Genomic DNA, 15,722 nt, shown 5'->3' with positions numbered 1-15,722 from the left:
CCTACTTCTCCGACCGGTCCTTGACCACGTCGGCGATCGTGTCCAGCGTCTCCTGGGCATCCGCCTTGCCCTCGTAGAGCTTCAGGAACTCATCGGCGATCGCCGTCGGGAGGCCGGGGACCATCGCCTCGGCGGGGTAGTCCTCGAAGCCGATGTCACGCATGTCGAGGAAGGTCTGCGCGTGAGCGGGGTAGTCGCCCTCGAGCACCACGTCATCGGCGCCCTTGATCGACGGGACCGCGTTGCCGCCGCCCTGGAGGCGGAACGTCTGGCCCTCGGCCGAGAGGAACTCGGTCCAGAACGTGAACGCCGCGTCCTTCACCTTCGTCTTGGCGTTGATCGCGAGGAAACTGGTCGCCACGCCGGTGGGCGCCGCCGTGCCGTCGGGGGTCGGCCACTGCACGATGTCGTAGCTGTCCTGCTCGCCCGTCGCGTCGACCGTGCCGATCGTGTAGCGGCCCTGCACGAAGAAGCCGGCCTTGTGGGTGACGAACACGCTGTCGGCTCCGGCGCCGTCGGGAAGGGTGTCGGCGACGACGAAGGTGCCGTCCTCGAAGAGGTCGCCGAGCTGCTGCACGGCGTCGACGGTGTCGGCATCCTTGTTCGCGATGAAGGCGCCCGAGTCGTCGTACGGGGCGTCGAGGCCCTGCGACGACAGCCAGCTCCAGTGGGTGGCCCAGTAGTTCCAGTACATCGTGCCCGTGAGGCCGGCGTCGTGCAGCTTCGCGTTCATCTCGAGGAACTTGTCGGTCGTCCACTCGCCGTTCTCGGCCAGGGTCGCGGGGTCCTCGGTGATGCCGGCGGCGGCGAGCGCCTGCTTGTCGTACCAGAAGACGTCGGGGTTCGAGTCGTTCGGGGCGGCGTAGACCTCGCCGTCGTTCTCCGCCGCGCCGAAGAGGCCCGGGAAGAAGTCGTCCTTCTTGGTCTGGCTGTCCTTCGAGTCCATCAGTTCGTTCAGCGGCATCAGGCGCTTCGAGTCGACGAACTGGCCGATCTTGTCGTCGCCGACGTAGAACACGTCGGGGGCGGTGTTGCTGGTGAGCTGTGCGAGAAGCTTGGAGTGGTAGTCGCCGTAATCGGCGACGGGCTGCAGCTTGACGGTGATGTCGGGGTGGCGCTCCATGAAGTCCTTGTTGAACTCCTCGTAGCGGGTCAGCTCGTCGGCGGTGCCCCAGGTCGACCAGACGACGGTGGCCTTGCCGTCGGCGTCCACACCGCCGCCTCCGCCGCCGCCGCTGCACGCGGCGAGCCCCAGTGCCAGAGCGCCGGCAGCAACCAGTGCCAGATACCGCGTCACGTTCGCACGTGCCATCTCGCTACCTCTTTCATCGTCGGAAGATCGTGTCGGGCCTGCCTCTCGGGCCCACCAGTATTCTGTATACAGAACGCAATCCTGTCAAGATGCGGGTGCGCCGTCGCGAGTGGCGGAGAATGACGGGATGGATGCCACCGACCCGCACGTTCTCGGCCCCGGACTACTTCCGACGCCGTTCACCGCCGCCGAGATCCGCGACGCGACGGGGGCGGGCAAGGTGATCCATCTGCTGCTGGAGGGTCCGGACGGCCCACTCGGCGAGCACGTCAACCGCTTCCGAGAGACGGATGCCGAGGGCGCGACCCTCGACCGCTGGGCTGTCGCCGACCCGAAGGCGATCGTCTCCAACCGGGTCACGTGGACCGAGCTGCAGGGTCACGCCGCCTTCGACGCCGGCACGACGAGCGTGTCGACCGTCTCGCTCACCACGCCGCTCGGCGACCTGACCTGCCGGAGGTACGACACCGACGACGGCGTCTTCTGGTTCTCGATCGACCATCCCGGCATGCCGGTGCAATACGAGTCCGACGGCATGCGGACCACGGTGCTGAGCATCGACCTCGACTGAGCAGACGCCGAAGGGCGGGAGCAGAGGCGAGCGATGCGGAGGAGATCTGCGCCAGGGAGGACGGATGCCGGCCGGATCACCCTCCGAGGCGCAGATCCCCTCCGTTCTGCACGCCGGCCGACCACCCTGAGTTGCGCGCATCCCTTCGGCACCGCACGGCGAGATATCGATATGCAGGCTGTGGCCGAATGTCCGATGCTGAACGTCGGCGCCCCGGCGTAGGGTCGCACCATGAGCAGCACAGCATCCTTCGAACGTCACGGCGTCGTCCCCTCCTATCTCCTCGCGCGTCTGGCCGAGTCGGGCCGTTTCCCGAAGGCCGCGGCCGCCGCTCGGAAGACGCTGACGGTGGGCCGCCCACCGTTCCGCGCCCGCATCGACCTGTCGATCGACGAGAACGGCGACCTCGTGGCGCAACTGTCCGATGCGCCCAACCGCACGATCAGCGACGCCGGCAACACGCAGGAGCTGCCCGGTGCGGTCGTGCGCACCGAAGACGACGCCCCGGTCGACGACGCCGCGGTGAACGAGGCGTTCGACGGTCTCGGCGCGACGTTCGAGATGCTGCTCTCGGCGTTCGGCCGCAACTCGCTCGACGATGCCGGCGCGCCCCTCGATGCGACCGTGCACTACGGCGTCGACTACGACAACGCCTTCTGGGACGGGCAGCGCATGGTGTTCGGCGACGGCGACGGCGAGGTCTTCCAGGACTTCACCGGCTCCACCACGGTCATCGGACACGAGCTCGCGCATGGCGTCGTGCAGCACACCGCGAACCTCGAGTACCAGGGGCAGCCGGGCGCGCTCAACGAGTCGATCGCCGACGTGTTCGGCGCGCTGACCGAGCAGTACTCTCTCGAGCAGACCGCCGACCAGGCGACGTGGCTCATCGGAGCCGAGATCTTCACCGACGCCGTCGAGGGCAAGGCGCTGCGCTCCATGATCGAGCCGGGCACGGCCTACGACGACGACGAGCTCGGCAAAGACCCCCAGCCCGCCCACATGAGCGACTATGTGCGCACGACCGAAGACAACGGCGGCGTGCACATCAACTCCGGCATCCCCAACCGCGCGTTCGCCGTGTTCGCGATCGACCTCGGCGGCAAGGCGTGGGAGCGCGCCGGCACCGCCTGGTACCGCGCCCTCACCAGCGGCCTGTCGAGCACCGCGACCTTCACCGAGTTCGCCGACGCAACGGTGACCGCGGCGGCCGAGATCGACGACGAGACGGCCGCAGCCGCTCGACGCGCGTGGACCACCGTGGGAGTCTATGAGGATGAGCGAGTCCCCTCCACCGACTGACGTCCGCGTCGTGATCGCGGTGGTGCGCACAGGCGGCATCGCCGGCATCCGTCGCCAATGGCGGGTCGAGGCAGAAGAATCTGACGCCGATGACTGGATCACGCTGATCGACAGCTGCCCCTGGGATCAGGAAGCGGCTGCCACGGCCGGAGCCGATCGCTTCGTGTGGAGCATCCGCGCCCGCACCCCGTCGGAGCGGCGCGAGCGCGAGCTGAGCGACTCCGAGGTCGACGGCCCCTGGCGGGCGCTCGTCGATGCCGTGCGCCAGGCATCGAAGCGCACGAGTTGAGCACTCGGCATCCGATCGATCCGATGCGAACCCGGCGGCCCTCCGGCGACGGGGAGACAATGGACGCATGGGACTTTTCCAGCAGCGCAAAGAAGAAGAAGAGAACCAGTGGACGCTTCCGTCCGAGCCGCTCGATCGTGACCGCACGGACATCCTCGAGGAGGCGCCGCCGGTCGACCCGCTGGCGCTCGGGCTCGGCGTCGACGTGAACTCGATCGTGTTCCCGGTCGCGGCACCCGCGCCCGATGCCGTCGCGGCCGAGGATCGTGAGCCCGAGGACGAACCCGGCGACTGACGTCCCGTGCCGGTCCGGCGTCCGGGCCGCCCCCGGCTACGGTGGAGGGATGACGATCACCGCCGCCGCAGACGGCTCCGCCCTGGGCAATCCCGGCCCCAACGGGTGGGCCTGGTACATCGACGATGACAACTGGGCGGCGGGCGGATCCGCGCACGGCACGAACAATCAGGGCGAGCTGCAGGCGGTGCTCGAGCTGCTGAAGGCCACGGCCGGTACCAACGAGAAGCTGCACATCTGGTGCGACAGCCGCTACGTGATCGATTCCGTGACCAAGTGGATGCCGGGCTGGAAGCGCAAGGGATGGCGCAAGTCCGACGGCGGACCCGTGCTCAACCGCGACCTGCTCGAGGGTATCGACGAGGCCTTGCGCGGCCGCGACGTGCAGTTCTCCTGGGTGAAAGGGCACGCGGGAGACGAGCTGAACGAAGCCGCCGACGAGCGCGCGAACGCCGCAGCCACCGCCTACAAGAACAAGCTGGAGCCGCGCCGCGGACCGGGTTTCACGAGGGCTGTGGATGCCGGGGCCGCTGTCGCGGCATCCGCTCCGATCGCGGCCCGTGCCGGCACGGCGCCGGCGCCGGTCACCGCCGCTCCGGTCGAGACGCTCTGGGCCGAGGCATCCGATCTGCTCGACGGTCTCGACGCGCCCGTCGACGACCCGATCGAGGTGCGCCTCGCGCTCTCCGCCGACGAGCATGCGCGTCTGCGCGATCGCGCCGAGGCGCAGGGCGTGACGCTCGAAGAGGCGCTCCGCCGCCTCATCTGAACAGCGGATGCCGCGGCGTACACTCGCACCATGTCGACTCCCGCCCGCACCATCGGCCGCCTCTTCCTGGGTTCAGCCCTCGTCTTCGCCGGGGTCTCGCACCTCACGTTCGCGCGCGAGGAGTTCCAGGCGCAGGTGCCCGAATCACTCCCGCTCGATCCTGACGTGACCGTGGTCGCCTCGGGGGTGGCCGAGGTGGCGCTGGGTTCCGCGCTGCTGCTCGCCCGTCGACGGCGCGGACTGGTCGGCGTCATCGCCGCGCTGTTCTTCGTCGCCGTGTTCCCGGGCAACCTCGCGCAGTGGATGCATCACCGCGACGGGTTCGGCCTCGACACCGAGATGAAGCGCTTCGTGCGGCTGTTCTTCCAGCCGGTGCTCGTGGTGCTGGCTCTCTGGTCGACGCGCACCCCGCGCCGCTGACGTCGGCGAGGTCGGCGAGGTCACCGGCGCCGATCCGTAGACTCGGCTGATGGCATGGACGGTGACGCGACGGTGAAGGCCCGCACGGTCTTCGGCGTGCTCCGTCTGGGCGCGGCCGCCATCTGCCTGGTCTCGCTGATCCATCGGCTGGCGTGGGGTCTCGCCTCGAACACGATCGCGAGCCAGAACTTCTTCGCGTACCTGACGAACCAGTCCAACATCGCGTTCGTGGTGCTGCTGATCGTCGCGGGGATCATCGCCCTGCGGCGTGCCGAGGATCCGCGCTGGTTGACGATCGCCCTCGCTCTCGTGCTGTCGTGGACCATCACGGCCGGCATCGTCTTCGCCGTGATGGTCTGGCAGGGCGGCGAGCGCGGCATCCGCATCGACGTGCCCTGGTCGGATCAGGTGCTGCACTTCTGGCTTCCCGCGTGCACGATCGCGGCCTGGGTGCTGGCGCCGGGGCACCGCTCCGTGCCGTGGCGGGTCGTTCCGATCACCCTGGCGTATCCCCTCGTCTGGGGAGTGTTCACGCTGTGGCGCGGCCCGCTCATCGGCTGGTATCCGTACTACTTCCTCGACCCCCGGCAGGTGAGCGGGCCGGCGGAGTTCGTCATCTTCTCGGGCGTGGCTCTCGCCGTGTTCGCCGCGGTCGCCGCGATGCTCGTCCTGATCAGCCGGATGCCGACGCGCGAGAAGTGGCGCGACCCGGAAGACGGGGATCGGGTCGCGACCACGCGGCCCCTCGAGTCCGTGGGTCAGGACGCGTAGATCGCGAGCGACTCCATCGCAGACTCGAGAGCCTCGGTGTCGTCGAGCGCCGCGAACTCCTCAGCGGCCGCGCCGCCGACGATTCCCACCAGGATGTTCTCGCCCGTCGCCGGCCGCAGGTTGATCCAGGTGCGGATGCCGACATCGGCGCCCACCGCGTGCCAGATGGCCGCATCGGCATCCCAGAACGCCTCGTCGAACTGCAGCCAGATCGTCTCGATCCGGCCCATGCCGAGGGCGCCGATGGCGTTGCGGTTGCTGAAGGGCAGCGGCGGGTCGAACTCGAGGTCCTGTTCCTGCAGCACCCCGAGCGGCACGGTCACGATGACGCGATCGAACGACAGTGCCTCCCCTGTGCCGAGCCGCACGCTCACACCCGTGTCGTCGTAGGCGAGCCTGCTGATCGGCGACGACAGCGAGACCTTGACGCCGTCGAGAGCATCCTCGACGAGTGGGGTGAGGTCGTCGCGCGCGCCCTGCAGGGCATCGTCATCCGCCGCGTCCACGGTTTCGTCGACGGCTTCACCGGCGACCGGGTCGGGTGGCAGCGCGGGCGGGAACCAGCTCGAGAGGTCGGTGGCGTCGGCGCCCGTCGCTGTCGCCAGGTAGGCGAGGAGCGCCGCCGTCGAGGGATCATCGGGATCCCCGCCGGCCGAGGTGAGCGCCTCGGTCACCGCGATGTCCTCCGGACCCGCCTGCGCGGCCGCGATCGCGTCTTCCAGAGGCTGCGCATCGACGGGTTCGACGTCGCCCTCGGGTCCGCGCCACTGCGTGCCGGTGAGGTCGATCACACCGATATCCCACGACTCCATGCGACGGAGCAGGTCGTCGTCGGCTGCGCTGAAGAGCCAGGCTCCGAGCTGCACCGGCATCGGCCACGCATCATCGGTCACCGAGTGGATGCGTCCGCCGATGCGATCGCGCGCTTCGAACACGGTGACCTGCATGTCGGCTGCCACGAGGCGCGCCGCGACCGTCGCACCGGCCAGGCCCGCGCCGATGACGGCGATACGTTCTCCGGATGCCGCGACGTCCTCGACCTCATCCGCGGCGCGCGCGCCGGACCGGATCGCGCCGCGCATCGTGCCGGGCTCGTCGGCATCCGTCGCCTCGCCCGCGAAGAACACGCGATCGCCGACCGGTCGGGCGAGCAGCGACCGGGTCTCGGCGAGGACACCGACGGGGGTGAAGCTCACGGCGCCGTAGGAGAACGGATCGGTGGTCCATGAACTGCGGAGGCGGGCGGACGGCTCCGGCACACCCGGCTGGGGCTGCGGGTCGCGAGTCGGCGTGGGGGTCGGAGTGGGCTCCGGGTCCGGTGTGCACGACGCCAGCAGCACCGAGACGGCGCCGGCTCCGGCGCCCATGAGCAGAGTGCGGCGCGTGATCCTCATCGTGTCGCCACTTTATCCCGCCTCGCCGGTGTGAGCGACAGCATCCGCCCGTGCACAACTCCTCCAGAACGCGCCCGAGACGGCGGAAACCGGCCGATTCGCAGGGGATCGGCCGGTTTCTGCGGAGTTGTGCACACTCAGACGGCGAGCAGCTCCTTCTCGAGGCGGTCGTACGAGGCCTCCATGCCGTCGGCCATGCCGGTGGCGAGGATCATGTCGCGCGTCTCCTTGTCGGGGTACTCGATGTAGAGCGTGATGAGCGTCGCCCCGTCCTCCTCGTAGAGGTTCAGGTCGTTGAGCGTCTCGACCGGCATCCCGATCATCCGCTCGGTGTTGACGGACCGGCGCGGGGCGTCGATCAGCAGCGCCTCGCCCTCGAAGCCGAACGGCTGGCCCTCGGTGTCACCTACCGGCGCCCACGAGGTGCGATAGGTCTGTCCGACCTCGGTGGCGACGATGCACTCCGTCATCTCCCAGCCGTCGGGCCCGAGCAGCCACTGCTTCATGAGCTCCGGCTCGTTGTGAGCGCGCCAGACCAGCTCGCGCGGCCCCTCGACGAGGCGGGTGATGCGCACGTGCACGTCGTCGAGCAGTTCGACGTTCGTGCCCTTGCCCTGGGCGTAGTCGCGGAGGTCCTGCAGCACCGCGTCAAGCTGGCTCATCGCGAGCTTGATGCCCTCGACCTGACCCATCGAGACGACCTGCTCGATCGCGTCGACCGAGGCGAAGTGGCTCGTCGTGACCATGCGGGTGCCGTCGGCGGTGGACTCGAAGTCGAACGACATCCGCTGCGCGGGGAAGCCCTCGAGCGGCTTGCCGTCTTCGTCGACGAACGAGTCGAGCACCTCGAACCGGTGCGGAGCGTCGATGGCGAGGAACTCCCACGAGCCGGACGACCGCTCTCCGCGCGGGCCGTTCATCGTGTAGACGGCGTGACCGCCCACGGTGTGGTCCCATTCGCTGAACGTGGCCGGCCATCCGGGAGGACCCCAGAAGCGCTCGAGCTGACGCGGGTCGCTGTAGGCACTCCAGACCCGCTCGACGGGAGCCGCGAAGTCGGCGATGACCGTCATGGTCAGGTTGTCGGTATCGGTGATGACGTCGGTGACAGGCATGTCAGTCCTCTTCCTTGGATTCGTTCTGCGTGGATGCCGGCTCCGCCAGCAGGTCGTCGAGCCGGGCGATGCGCGACCGCCACAGCTCTTCGTATCGGGCGAGGAGCGCCCTGGCGCGGGCGATCATCTCGGGGTTCGCGCGGACGAGCCGCTCGCGTCCCTCGGCGCGCTTGACGATGAGGTTCGCGGCTTCGAGCACGGCGACGTGCTTCTGCACTGCGGCGAACGACATCTCGTATTCGGAGGCGAGGGTCGAGACGGACTGCTCCCGCTCGATCGTCCGGCGCAGGATGTCGCGCCGGGTCGACGTCGCCAATGCGTGGAACACACGGTCGACCTCCGCTTCGCTGAGTTCTCTTTGTACAACCATTTGGTTGTAGGTTAGGGCGAAGCGGGGGGCGTGTCAAGAGCGAATTGTCGGAACCAAGTTGAGGTGACACAAGCAGGCTTTAGATGACACACGATCGGCTCCCCGTGACACCGTGTGTCACGGGGAGCCGTCGCAGCTCCCGCCGGAGAGCCGACGCAGTCAGATCATCGTGGTGGATGCAGGAGCGATCGGTTCCGACAGGTCCACCTGGCGTCTGACGTGTGATTCGCGTTCGAAAGGTGGACATAGTGCGGCCGGTAGAAATCGCCAGGCAGATCACCCGGCGTCGTTACTCTGGTCACACCGAGCTGCACTGGGTTCCACACGCCAACGAACACACCAACCGTTCACCGCTGCTCCGCCAGGAGCACGAGATCGTTCAACCGGATCTGGGCGACCGCGATTGGGCCAGCATCGACCCGATGATGGTGCGTTCTTCGAAGGGGGTCCGCCACCGGTCCACGCCGGCGATGTACTTCTGGAAGCGGACCCGCTCCCATGTCTGGTGTGAGTCCCAGAGCGAACGCTGGGAATTGCTCTGGCTGGACTACGGCGGTCAGGTGGAGCGCCTGTGGTCGCAGCCTCTCGCCGTGGCTTTCGGACGTGGTTCGCGATTGTTCGAGCATTGGCACGTTCCCGACTTCCTCGCGCAGTTCACCGACGGCAGCTACGGGTTGTTCGATGTCCGCCCGGCCGATCTGATCGACGATTCCGCCCGTGTTCAGTTCGAGGAAACCGCTGCCGTGTGCGAAACGCTTGGCTGGCACTACCGAGTGCTCACCGGCCGCGACCGTAGGGCGACAGCCAATCTCGACTGCTTGTCGGCGTCGCGCCATGACCGCTGCCTCCCAACACGCGAGATGGAGGCGCTGATATTGGAGATGGCGTGCGGTGGCCGACCGCGTGGAGAGCTGTGCCAGATCGTGTCCCCAGAATGCCCGCCGCTGGCTTGCGCGTGGGTCGACAACATGGCCTGGCGCCGCCTACTCCACGTGGATCTCTCCGCCGTCTTCAGCAACGAGACCGTCTACACAACGTCTGAGTCAGCGCATGAGGGAAGGGCAGCATGATGCCGGACGAGTACAAACTTCGACTCGGTGACACCGTCGAGATCGAGGGAGAAACCTGGGTCTGGGAAGGCGTGCGCCGCGGCGAAGAAGCCAGGCTCCGACTCGACGGCACTGCGGACGATTGGCTCAGCCTGTCGATGCCGGAACTACTCGCGCACGCAGGCACCGCCCGGCGCGACTCCAAGGCGCCGCTTCGAAAAGTGGCAGGTGACTGGCCCTCCGATGTACTCGACATGGAGAGACACCTGCTCGAAGTCTTCCGGGGCATTCCAATGGATCCGACTGCGACGCGGCCCCGGCCGCTCTACAACCCGAGCCAGACCACTCAAGAACAGCGGATTGCGTCAAAGGTAGAAGAGCTGGCCGGCACCGCTCTGGGTCGCTCGCGGAAGGCGTTGTTCAACTTCTGGAAGGCATACCAATCCGAAGGGGCCGCCGGGGTGGACGCGCGATTGCACCCGAAGGGCAAGAAGCGGTTGGCGATCGCGAAGGCCGACCCGCGTTTGGTTGCCGTAATCGACCGCGAGCTCGACAGCCGTGTGAACATGCCCACGAGCAGCCGCCGTCATTGCGCTGCCCTCGTGCGGCGGACGTTGGAGCGCATGTATCCCGGTGACCCGATTTGCGCGATCAAGGACACCACTCTTCAGGGATACATCAACGAGCGCGACGCTGGTCGATATAGCTTCGCCAAGGCGACGACCCGCCGCAACACCTCCAACAGCCCCGACCGGGCGTACTTCTCAGGCAATGCCCATCGGCTCGGTACAGTTTGCGAGATCGACTCCACTCTGCTCGACGTGCAGGTGTGGGATGACAGGGGGAACACCTACCGACCTACGGCAACAGCGCTCTTCTGCGTCGCCAGCCGAGTTCCTCTGGCCTGGGCAATCCACGCGGACTCTCCGAATGGATTCGATCATGCACTCTTACTGGCCCGGGCGATCGTCGGCCGCAAGGCGATTCCTGGCTCCGCCGCCGCGACCCTGTCGGGATCAGCGACACTGCCGGCAGGGCTCATGATGAAGATCAACCCGTACCTCGACGATGATTCGCTCGCGATCCCGTGGATCTTCGCCATGCGATCACCATCGATGGGGGTGCCGACTTTCGGTCCGCCACCTTCGAAGCCGCATGCCGCGCCTTTGGCATTTCGCTGGTATTGGCTCCGCCGAACACTCCGACGGTCAAGCCACACGTCGAGCGAAATTTCGGCACCACATCTACGAGTTTCGCGACATGGCTGGCTGGATCAACCGGAAACTCGGCCGTGAACCGAGGCAGAGGAGACATCCCCACCCTCACCCTTGACTCTGTACGGCTCGCGTTCGATGCATGGGTCACCACCGTGTTCCTGAACAAGCAGCACAGCGGACTGCGGTCGCCGCTTTTCCCGGGCCGAAAATGGACACCGAACCAGATGTACGCGGCACTGTTCGACGTCGGGCCGGGAGTTCAGCTCCCATTCCGTGCGGAGGACTTCTTCGCGCTGCTGCCCACCGCGCGGCGAATCATCAGCGACGAAGGAATCGCGTTTCAGAACCGCCGGTACGACTCGGCGTTGCTGGCCGACCTCCGCAACCGCTCCCTCACTGGCGCGGCGGCAGGGTCACTACAGGCACGGCAATTCGACATCCACTTCGACCCGTACAACACCAATGCGGTATGGGTTCAACATCCAGAGACCGGGAAGTGGATCGAGTGCTGGGACCAGGCGATCGATGACCGAGGAGCGTGGATGGCCGCAGAGACCGAGATGAAAATGGTCGAACGCTTCGGAACAGGCGAACCTAATCAGAGCCCCAAGACTGCAGAGTTCCTCGACGAGATCGAACAACGAGCGCGCAGCGATAAGCATGCACGCAAGCGCCATGTCCGCGATACGCACGCCAACCGCCTAGATGCAGACGCGCCAGTAACCGAACCTGCCCCGATCCAACTGCGCGAATGGGCCGACCCGGTTGACGTCGAAGGCATTGATTGGGGTTCGTCGACATACGACATCGTGACGATGAAAGAGATCCGCTCATGATTATCGAGCCACTCACGCTGCACCACGACAGAAAGACCACGCTGACTGGCCTTCGCGAGGCGCTCACTGCGCTACCACTCTCGCCGCCCGCTCTGACCTTCGCGGACTACGCCGCACTACCGGCAGGCCAGCGGGACCTGTACGACCTGGCCCGCGACGACTTCGTGCGCCTGACATTGCGTGTGCCGACTCCTGAGCAAGATCTCAGCGCCCGTATCCTCTCCAAGCTCATTGCTTCGAACCCGCGCCGCAAGAACTCTCGCAGAGGCCTCATGATCTCGGCACCGATGTTTTACGGCAAGACAGAACTCGCGCTGCTTCTTGCTCGCTCGGTTGAGTACGAGCACGCCAAACGATATCCGGACTACGCCAACAAGGGTGAAGTTCCGGTCGTATGGGTAGAGGTGACAGACCACGCAACGGGCAAGGCACTGCTCGCTCAGATCGTCCGGTTCCTCGCCCCGACCGCCGCCCTGCCGACGCGTATCACCACGGATGACCTTCGGCGGCGGGCGGTCGAGTTGCTACATCTTCACCGCACGAAGTTGCTCGTGATCGACGAAGCCCACAACCTCGGTGGAAGCGAGCCCTCGAGCGTCATCAAAGCACTGCAGAACGAGTCGTCGGCCACGGTCGCGCTGGTCGGCATAAACCTGGCCAGCGGCTCGGCGTTTGGGAAGGGTGAAGGCCTGCAGGTCACGATGAGATGTGACATGGTCGAGCTCCGCAGAGTCGATCTGAAGTCCGACAACGGGCTCGCACTGTGGACGCTTTGGGTCGCGACCTTCGACCGCAACCTTCCACTGTGCGACCATGTCCGCGGCACGCTCACCAGCAACGCGCGCGCTCTCCACGCCGCCGCGGACGGGCGCCTCGCCGTTCTCGCGTTGATCGTCGAGCGCGTGGTCGCCTCCATTCTCGACGACCCCACCCGAAGTGACGAACTGATAACCCGAGAGCGGCTGTTCAAGGTCGTCGACGGGCTCCGACACACCACGCCGGTCCGGCATCGCATCAAACTCGATGACCTGGTCGAGGCAGCGTGACAGACACCCGGGCGTGGCCCATCCGGCCAAAATGGCACCGATTCGAAACGCCACGTTCCTATGCCCGCCGTCAATGTCAGGCCGCAGGGGTTCCATTCGACTTCGTCGAGCGAGGGCTCACCTCCCCCGCCCAGCCCTACACTAAGCGGGTGTGGGCCGACGAGGTCGCCGCTGCGGTCACGATCGAGGCTGCAGCTGGCCGCCCCGCGGGCCATTACCTGCGTCTGAAGCGGATTTCGCAGCCCGATCCGGCTCTGGACTACCCTGCGAGGTGGCTTTGCCGGCTTTGCGCCGGCGGTGACCACGTCGAGCAGATCCCGCACGACCGCGAGAACTGGTGCCTTCGGCACTCCGGTCAGCTTGTGTGGGCGGGGCCCGGCACGACGCCAGAGTCGCAGCCGATTGTTGAGTTCAGTAGCGCTCAGGCGAAGGCAGAACGCAGATTCCGACGAATGGTCGCCGCCGGTCGCATCGACGCTCGACTCCACACCCGCGTGTGGGAGATGGTACGGGACAACGCTCGCCTCACCCGACGCGACAGCTGGCAGCAGATCGCAAACGAGTCCTCGCACAGCGAAGAAGCCTCTGCCCGCGCCTCGCTCTTCCCCGAAATCGTCTCCGTGCTCATGGCACTGTCCGACTGCGACAACGTGGAGCGATGGCGCACGCTGCGGTCAACGGCCCTGCTCCGTACTGACATTGGCGCGACGATAGGGACCGCATACGGAGCGACCGATGTGCTCGTCGAACGCATCGTGCTCTGGCTGCGTCCGTTGCGTCGCATGACCGTCAAGACGCGTTTCGCCCCCCTACGCCCGCCGTTGGACCTCGTCGACCCCGCCGCAATCATCGACGCCGCAGCCTCGTACCCCAAATGGGTTCAAAGCAACCCGCTGGCCATCACCGAATGGGACTGGAGCCGCAACAGCTCTGCCCGCGACCCTTGGGGCTCGGACGGGGTTACGAAGAATGCGTGGTGGGTCTGTGACCAAGGACACTCATGGGAAGCGAGTCCTTTCACACGCGGCTACGCCGTCACACGATGTCCCTTCTGCACAGGCCAGAAGGTATGGCCTGGACACACCGACCTGGGAACTACTCGACCCGATATCGCCGCGGACTGGGACACTGCCCCCGGACGAAACGTGGGGGATCCAGATCACACCGGCCCAAGGTCCACCCGCTGCATCAGGTGGCGGTGTCGCCGCGGACATTGTTGGAAAGCTACTATCCGCAACCGGACAGTGCTGCATCACCACTGTCCATACTGCGCCGGCACGCGTCCAATCCCCGGGGAAACCGACCTAGCTACCGTTCGACCCGACATCGCACGAGACTGGGATCCTGTGAGAAACAACGGCGTGACACCCTCGACGGTAAGCCCGGGGTCAAGTAAGAAGGCGTGGTGGAGAGGTTCTTGCGGACATAGCTGGCGAACGGGCATCTATGAGCGAACCCGCACGGAAGGCACGGGCTGCCCATACTGTTCGAACCGATCCGTTCTCGTCGGCTTCAATGACATCGCCACGACTCACCCCCACATGCTCGCCCAGTGGGACGTCAGCAATAGCAGAAAACCCACAGAGGTCACGGCTGGCTCAGCTCACCGCGTCTCCTGGGTGTGCGACTCCGGCCATGTTTGGCAGGCCCGAATCCAAAGCCGTATCGGCGGTGATGCGGGATGCCCGTTCTGCGCCAACAGATCTGTCCTGGCCGGATTCAACGACCTCGCCAGTGTCCATCCCGAACTTGCAGATCAGTGGGACAGAACACACGGCGTCAATGGCCGGAAGCCAACCGAGGTCACCAGCGGATCGGAGTTTCGAGCGAGTTGGGTATGCGACAAGGGTCACGCGTGGCGAGCAACAGTCGCCTCACGCAGCGGTGGCCAGCATAGCTGCCCCTATTGCAGTGGACGGCGGGCGATCCCAGGACAGACGGACCTGAACACGCTTCGACCGGACCTTGCGGAGGAGTGGGATACGAGCAACGAGCTCACCCCAGCGCAGGTCACCGTATCGTCAAATCGAAAGGTGGCCTGGGTGTGCAGCACGGGCCACAAATGGCGGGCCACGATCAGCAATCGCTCGAAAGGCAGCGGCTGTCCCTGCTGCGCTGGTCAGCGAGCTATCCGGGGGGAGACCGATCTCGCCACTCTCCGCCCAGACCTCGCTGCCGAGTGGGGCGCGAACAACCCCCTCACCCCGCAGCAGGTCACACGCTTCTCAAATCGCATCGTCGCCTGGCAATGCAGCAACGGCCACACCTGGCGAGCGATAATCGCTCAGCGGAGCTTGGGCACCGGATGCCCCGTCTGCTACAGACAGGGGCGACGAGACGCCGTGATCGCCCGAAGCTGACACTCCGCACAAGAACCACCAACGTCACAGCAACTCACGAGCCCACATCCCCCGGGCCCTCACGATTCTTCGCTGATCCGTCTCTCTACTCGTAACCGGGTAGCGTCACCGCAGATGCCCCTCCGCGGGAGGCCACTCTCATGAGCTCCGGCCCGCGACCAGACTGACGTAGGCCTAACGGCTTCGAAAATCAGGGGCGTCCCCGGGGACCAGATCAGCCAGTGATATCTCGAGCACTTGAGAGAGTGCGAGCACCGTCCTCAACGTGGGATTGGCCGGACGCCCCGGGCGCGACTCACCCTTTTCGTACTTCTGATAGGTGTAGCGCGTGAGGCCGGACCGATACGCGACGTCTTCCTGGCTTAGCCCAGCGCGCTCGCGCGCAGAACGGAGCGAGGTCGCGAAGCGCTGGGAGTACGCGCTCCACTCTGCCTCAATCTCTTCGTTCCGGCGTGGCACCTACCAAGCGTCCCGACCAGCGCTTCTACGTATGGCCTAATCGGTATGGCATAATTCGGAAGGCCATACGAAACAATCTCGTCCTCGTCGGATCGCTCCGCTCCCTCTGCACGTGTGCTGCCCATCCCGATGACAGGCGGTCGCGTC

16 protein-coding genes are annotated in these 15,722 nt (G+C 66.3%); 11 read left to right on the top strand and 5 right to left on the bottom strand.

The window, feature by feature from the left end; all coding sequences use genetic code 11:
* Position 1 precedes the first annotated feature (1 nt).
* A complete protein-coding gene (locus tag DW306_RS07755) occupies positions 2-1,312 on the bottom strand; it encodes a sugar ABC transporter substrate-binding protein (RefSeq protein ID WP_136055039.1) in 1,311 nt (436 codons plus the stop codon).
* Between the two features lie 127 nt (positions 1,313-1,439).
* On the opposite strand from DW306_RS07755, the gene DW306_RS07750 reads away from it, so the two are divergent.
* The 7 genes from DW306_RS07750 (at position 1,440) to DW306_RS07720 (ending at position 5,729) form a co-directional block, all read left to right on the top strand.
* Positions 1,440-1,883, top strand: a complete 444-nt coding sequence (locus DW306_RS07750) for a hypothetical protein (RefSeq protein ID WP_136055038.1) — start codon at positions 1,440-1,442, stop codon at positions 1,881-1,883.
* Between the two features lie 231 nt (positions 1,884-2,114).
* On the top strand, positions 2,115-3,185 hold the full coding sequence (locus tag DW306_RS07745; protein ID WP_136055037.1) for a M4 family metallopeptidase: 1,071 nt from the start codon (positions 2,115-2,117) through the stop codon (positions 3,183-3,185).
* Positions 3,160-3,474, top strand: a complete 315-nt coding sequence (locus DW306_RS07740) for a protealysin inhibitor emfourin (RefSeq protein WP_136055036.1) — start codon at positions 3,160-3,162, stop codon at positions 3,472-3,474. The genes DW306_RS07745 and DW306_RS07740 overlap by 26 nt, the downstream gene beginning before the upstream one ends.
* A 67-nt stretch (positions 3,475-3,541) precedes the next feature.
* Entirely contained in the window at positions 3,542-3,769 is a 228-nt protein-coding gene (locus DW306_RS07735) for a hypothetical protein (RefSeq protein WP_136055035.1), read from the top strand.
* A gap of 49 nt (positions 3,770-3,818) precedes the next feature.
* Complete coding sequence (locus tag DW306_RS07730) at positions 3,819-4,538, top strand: ribonuclease H (protein ID WP_136055034.1); 720 nt, start codon at positions 3,819-3,821, stop codon at positions 4,536-4,538.
* A gap of 30 nt (positions 4,539-4,568) precedes the next feature.
* Complete coding sequence (locus DW306_RS07725) at positions 4,569-4,958, top strand: DoxX family membrane protein (protein WP_136055033.1); 390 nt, start codon at positions 4,569-4,571, stop codon at positions 4,956-4,958.
* A 54-nt stretch (positions 4,959-5,012) separates the two neighbouring features.
* Positions 5,013-5,729 carry a Pr6Pr family membrane protein gene (locus DW306_RS07720; RefSeq protein ID WP_168429259.1) on the top strand — a complete coding sequence of 239 codons (717 nt, stop codon included), beginning with the start codon at positions 5,013-5,015 and terminating at the stop codon, positions 5,727-5,729.
* On the opposite strand, the gene DW306_RS07715 is transcribed toward DW306_RS07720, so the two are convergent.
* The 3 genes from DW306_RS07715 to DW306_RS07705 form a co-directional block, all read right to left on the bottom strand.
* Complete coding sequence (locus DW306_RS07715) at positions 5,717-7,123, bottom strand: FAD-dependent oxidoreductase (protein WP_136055032.1); 1,407 nt, start codon at positions 7,121-7,123, stop codon at positions 5,717-5,719. The two genes, DW306_RS07720 and DW306_RS07715, sit on opposite strands and share 13 nt — an antisense overlap.
* A gap of 137 nt (positions 7,124-7,260) precedes the next feature.
* On the bottom strand, positions 7,261-8,238 hold the full coding sequence (locus tag DW306_RS07710) for an SRPBCC family protein (RefSeq protein ID WP_136055031.1): 978 nt from the start codon (positions 8,236-8,238) through the stop codon (positions 7,261-7,263).
* Between the two features lies 1 nt (position 8,239).
* A complete protein-coding gene (locus DW306_RS07705; protein ID WP_136055030.1) occupies positions 8,240-8,608 on the bottom strand; it encodes a helix-turn-helix domain-containing protein in 369 nt (122 codons plus the stop codon).
* A 239-nt stretch (positions 8,609-8,847) separates the two neighbouring features.
* On the opposite strand from DW306_RS07705, the gene DW306_RS07700 reads away from it, so the two are divergent.
* From DW306_RS07700 to DW306_RS07685, 4 genes are all read left to right on the top strand, one after another.
* Entirely contained in the window at positions 8,848-9,678 is an 831-nt protein-coding gene (locus tag DW306_RS07700; RefSeq protein WP_136055029.1) for a TnsA-like heteromeric transposase endonuclease subunit, read from the top strand.
* Positions 9,675-10,952 carry a hypothetical protein gene (locus DW306_RS07695; RefSeq protein ID WP_136055028.1) on the top strand — a complete coding sequence of 426 codons (1,278 nt, stop codon included), beginning with the start codon at positions 9,675-9,677 and terminating at the stop codon, positions 10,950-10,952. Before DW306_RS07700 ends, DW306_RS07695 begins: the two co-directional genes overlap by 4 nt.
* A 74-nt stretch (positions 10,953-11,026) precedes the next feature.
* The gene (locus tag DW306_RS07690) at positions 11,027-11,710 is read left to right on the top strand and encodes a Mu transposase C-terminal domain-containing protein (protein WP_136055027.1); all 684 of its coding nucleotides are present in this window, start codon (positions 11,027-11,029) and stop codon (positions 11,708-11,710) included.
* Positions 11,707-12,756: a TniB family NTP-binding protein gene (locus DW306_RS07685; protein WP_136055026.1), complete on the top strand. Its 1,050-nt coding sequence runs from the start codon at positions 11,707-11,709 to the stop codon at positions 12,754-12,756. The genes DW306_RS07690 and DW306_RS07685 overlap by 4 nt, the downstream gene beginning before the upstream one ends.
* 2,534 nt (positions 12,757-15,290) lie before the next feature.
* Here DW306_RS07685 and DW306_RS07675 read toward each other — a convergent pair.
* A complete protein-coding gene (locus DW306_RS07675) occupies positions 15,291-15,575 on the bottom strand; it encodes a helix-turn-helix transcriptional regulator (RefSeq protein ID WP_240747110.1) in 285 nt (94 codons plus the stop codon).
* Positions 15,576-15,722 lie beyond the last annotated feature (147 nt).

Origin of the sequence: Microbacterium sp. K24 (genome assembly GCF_004794465.1) — a bacterium.
In the GTDB taxonomy this organism is placed as follows: Bacteria; Actinomycetota; Actinomycetes; order Actinomycetales; family Microbacteriaceae; genus Microbacterium.
This window is presented reverse-complemented; position numbering and strand designations above follow the sequence as displayed.